The 3,029-nt window shown below is 67.1% G+C and carries 4 protein-coding genes; 2 read left to right on the top strand and 2 right to left on the bottom strand.

The features are described from left to right. Both HUK84_RS13780 and HUK84_RS13775 read left to right on the top strand, forming a co-directional pair. Positions 1-670, top strand: a 670-nt coding sequence (locus tag HUK84_RS13780) for an MFS transporter (protein ID WP_218064370.1), incomplete at its 5' end; no start/stop codon positions are given. A 152-nt stretch (positions 671-822) separates the two neighbouring features. Then, positions 823-1,620 carry a phytanoyl-CoA dioxygenase family protein gene (locus HUK84_RS13775; protein ID WP_246285681.1) on the top strand — a complete coding sequence of 266 codons (798 nt, stop codon included), beginning with the start codon at positions 823-825 and terminating at the stop codon, positions 1,618-1,620. A 124-nt stretch (positions 1,621-1,744) separates the two neighbouring features. Here HUK84_RS13775 and HUK84_RS13770 read toward each other — a convergent pair whose 3' ends face one another. After that, positions 1,745-2,497: a C1 family peptidase gene (locus HUK84_RS13770; RefSeq protein WP_218064369.1), complete on the bottom strand. Its 753-nt coding sequence runs from the start codon at positions 2,495-2,497 to the stop codon at positions 1,745-1,747. Positions 2,498-2,653: 156 nt separating this feature from the next. Then, positions 2,654-3,029: hypothetical protein (locus tag HUK84_RS13765; RefSeq protein WP_374729364.1), on the bottom strand; the 376-nt coding region annotated here is incomplete at its 5' end.

The following is a 3,029-nucleotide window of genomic DNA, read 5'->3' as shown; positions in this document are numbered from 1 at the left end:
GCTGCTGGGCCTGCCCGACGGCGCCGTTCCGGCATCCGCGCCCGCCGGAGGCACCATGCTGCGCGACCTGCGCGAGGGCTGGCGCGAATTCACCGCCCATCTCTGGCTGTGGACCGTGATCGTGCAGGTCTCGCTCTTCTTCCTGCTGGCCTTCGGACCGCTGCAGATCTTCGGGCCGCTGCTCTTCGCCCATGCGCCCGACGGACCGGCGCGCTGGGGCGGGCTGCTGTCGGCGCAGGGCGCGGGCGCGATCGCGGGCGGGTTGCTGACCCTGCACTGGACGCCCCGCCACCCGATCCGGGCCACCCAGTACCTCTTCCTGCTGCTCGCCCTGCCCATGCTGGCACTGGGCCTGTGCCCGTCCTACGCGGGACAATTGGCCGGATTCCTGTTCGGCGGGCTGGGCCTGGCGGCCTTCAGCGTGCTGTGGCACACGACGATGCAGCGGATCATCCCGCCGGAGCGGCTGGCCCGCGTGACGGCCTATGACGCGTTCGGCTGCCTCTGCCTGCTGCCCGCGGGCTATCTCTGCGCCGCCCCGATGGCCGGCTGGATCGGTCAGGCCCCGGCGCTGATCGCCGGCGCGGCCTATATCGTGCTGTCGACCGGCGCCATCCTGCTGCTGCGCCCCGTCCGTATGCTGACCCTGCCCAGACCGCCGGCGGACTGACCCGGGCATTCGTTCACAAAAAAGCGAAACGGAGAATGTGACGGCCGGCGCGGAAAACCGCGACGGTCTCACTGCTTTCCATCCGGCGTGAATACAAAATATTTACCATAATAAATGTAAACATACACGCGGGTCAGCCAGGAGTGAATAAAATGTCCATTTCCTTGGAAGAAACAAACGTCCTGTACCGTGTCCCGGCCTCCTCCGCCGCCCCGGACGTCGCCGTGAACGCGATCGAACCCCCGCTGTTCCCGCCTCTTTCGGACGCAAGCATCGACGCGCTGTTCGCCGATATCAACCGCAACGGTTTCGGCGTGATCCGCGACTGCGTCCCGCCCGCGCAGCTCGCCGCGATGCAGGATTTCGTCCAACGCCAGGTCGCGGACAATGGCGGACAATATCTGTCCCTCGCCGGGCCGGATTCCGTCTCGGGCACTTATCTGCAGGCGCTCTCGGCGTCAGCCGAATTCCGGCGCGTCTGCCGCGCGCTCTGCGGCAAGGCGACGGGCACGATCGTCCCGGATACCGGCTTCTACCAGGTGCTGCGCTGCCTTTCGGGCACGAAGGGCGCGCGCCATTCCTATTTCTTCCATTTCGATTCCTTCGTCCTGACCGCCCTGGTGCCGATCCTGATCCCCGCCGAGGGGCCACCGGGCGACCTGCTGATGTTCCCCAACGTCCGCCCCGTGCGGTCCAGCTATGTCGGAAACCTGCTCGACAAGCTGCTGCTGGACAACAAGCTGACCCAGATCCTGCTCAAGCGGGGCGTCCTCGCCAACATCCTGCACCCGGTGAAGGTGCGCATGGACCCGGGACATATCTATCTCTTCTGGGGCTATCGCTCGGTCCACGCCAACGAACCCTGCGAACCCGACAAGATCCGCTCCACCGCCCTGTTCCATTACCTGAACCCGCACGCGGGCAGTTCCCTGCGGCGCGCGCTGCGCTGATGTTCCGAATCTGAAATCCAGCGGCTTTCAGATTCGGAACATTGGATGGAACACGATCTCATCATCCCGCCTTCGAAATCCATGCATGGATTTCGAAGGCAGGACACCGGCCGTTCCGCCGCCCTCATGCCGCCTGCATCTCCTGCAGCAGCGCCGCGACGTCTTCGCCCCTCGGCGTCCGGCCATCCACCGCCAGCCAGTTCTGCCGGCTGATCAGGCCATAGGCCTCGTCGGCGATCGCATCCCACAGATCGACCGCCATCCGCCGCACCCCGCCCCAGGTGAAGACGTGCCACCAGCCGGGCTCGTACCCGACGATCGCAATGCAGTGGCCGCCCAGGATCGTCTGGTCCCCGCCGTCGTCGCGCCTCCAGTCGCCGTCGGCCCGCATCAGGTAGGCCGGCACCTGGATGCCCGCATAGACGCCGCCCAGATAGGCCACCGACCGCCGGAGTCCGTCATGGTCATGCAGGTCGATCGTACCGAACGCCGTCAGATAGTCGCGGGTCTGGCCCGGCCGCGCATAGCCGGCACGCCGCCACCGGTCCAGCGCATCCAGCAGCACGGTCCCGTCATCATTCGCCCCCGTCGCCGGGTCGAAGCCGGTACAGGCCGCGTAATTGGTCAGGCACATCGTCGTGGTCAGCAGCACCTCGGACTGCGCGTTCTTCGTCCAGGTGCCGATCAGCGCCGCCATCGCGGCGAAGGCGCAGTCGCCATACCGATCATTGCCCCACATCGCATAGGTCACGTGGCGCGACCATGCGACCGAATCGGGCACGGCCGGCAACCAGGCCGCCAGCGACGGCGACAGGCGGCTGGTGCGCGGATCGCGACGCGGCGGACATTTCCCAAGTTTTCGCGTCAGAATCGTCATCGTCATGAAACCCATCGCCATCGGACCAGTTTGTGCCCCGAGGGCCGAATTATGCCCCGGTTCCCGGAACGGTTTGTATTTCAGCAAGGTTTTTTCAAACACGGACGGCGGCGGCGCTCCCGGACTCATCCTCCGGCGGTGCCGCCGCCATTCCCGTCAGGGTCCCCGATATAGCGCCGCCCGTATCGCCGCCGCCGGCACGCTCCCCCGCATCGGCACCGCCTGCGTCAGCCCCGCCACCTGTTCCAGAACCGGTATGATCTGCTCCGCCGTCTGGATATAGGGCGCGACCGCGGGCGCGCAGGACGCGACGACCGGCGCCGCGATCGCAAGCATGGTCCGGAACGCCGACACCAGCGCCGATGCCCAGCCCCTGCCCGTCTCGAGGGCGATCGTCCCGGCCGATGCCGCCCCCGCCGGTGCTGCATTGATCTCGGCCGTGACCGCGCGGATCTGCGCCAGGGCCTGCTGCACCGACGCCGCCTGATCCGCGGTCAGATGCGCGGCCAAGCCCGGCACGGCTTCGATTGCC

Source organism: Nguyenibacter vanlangensis (assembly GCF_013376155.1).
Lineage (GTDB): Bacteria > Pseudomonadota > Alphaproteobacteria > Acetobacterales > Acetobacteraceae > Gluconacetobacter > Gluconacetobacter vanlangensis.
Note: the sequence above shows the minus strand (reverse complement) of the source record. Positions and strands in the feature narration are given on the sequence as shown.

Excerpts from the sequence above, each read along its gene's own strand:
- HUK84_RS13770 (WP_218064369.1), bottom strand. The coding sequence starts at position 2,497 with ATGACGATTCTGACGCGAAAACTTGGGAAATGTCCGCCGCGTCGCGAT.
- HUK84_RS13775 (WP_246285681.1), top strand. The coding sequence starts at position 823 with ATGTCCATTTCCTTGGAAGAAACAAACGTCCTGTACCGTGTCCCGGCC.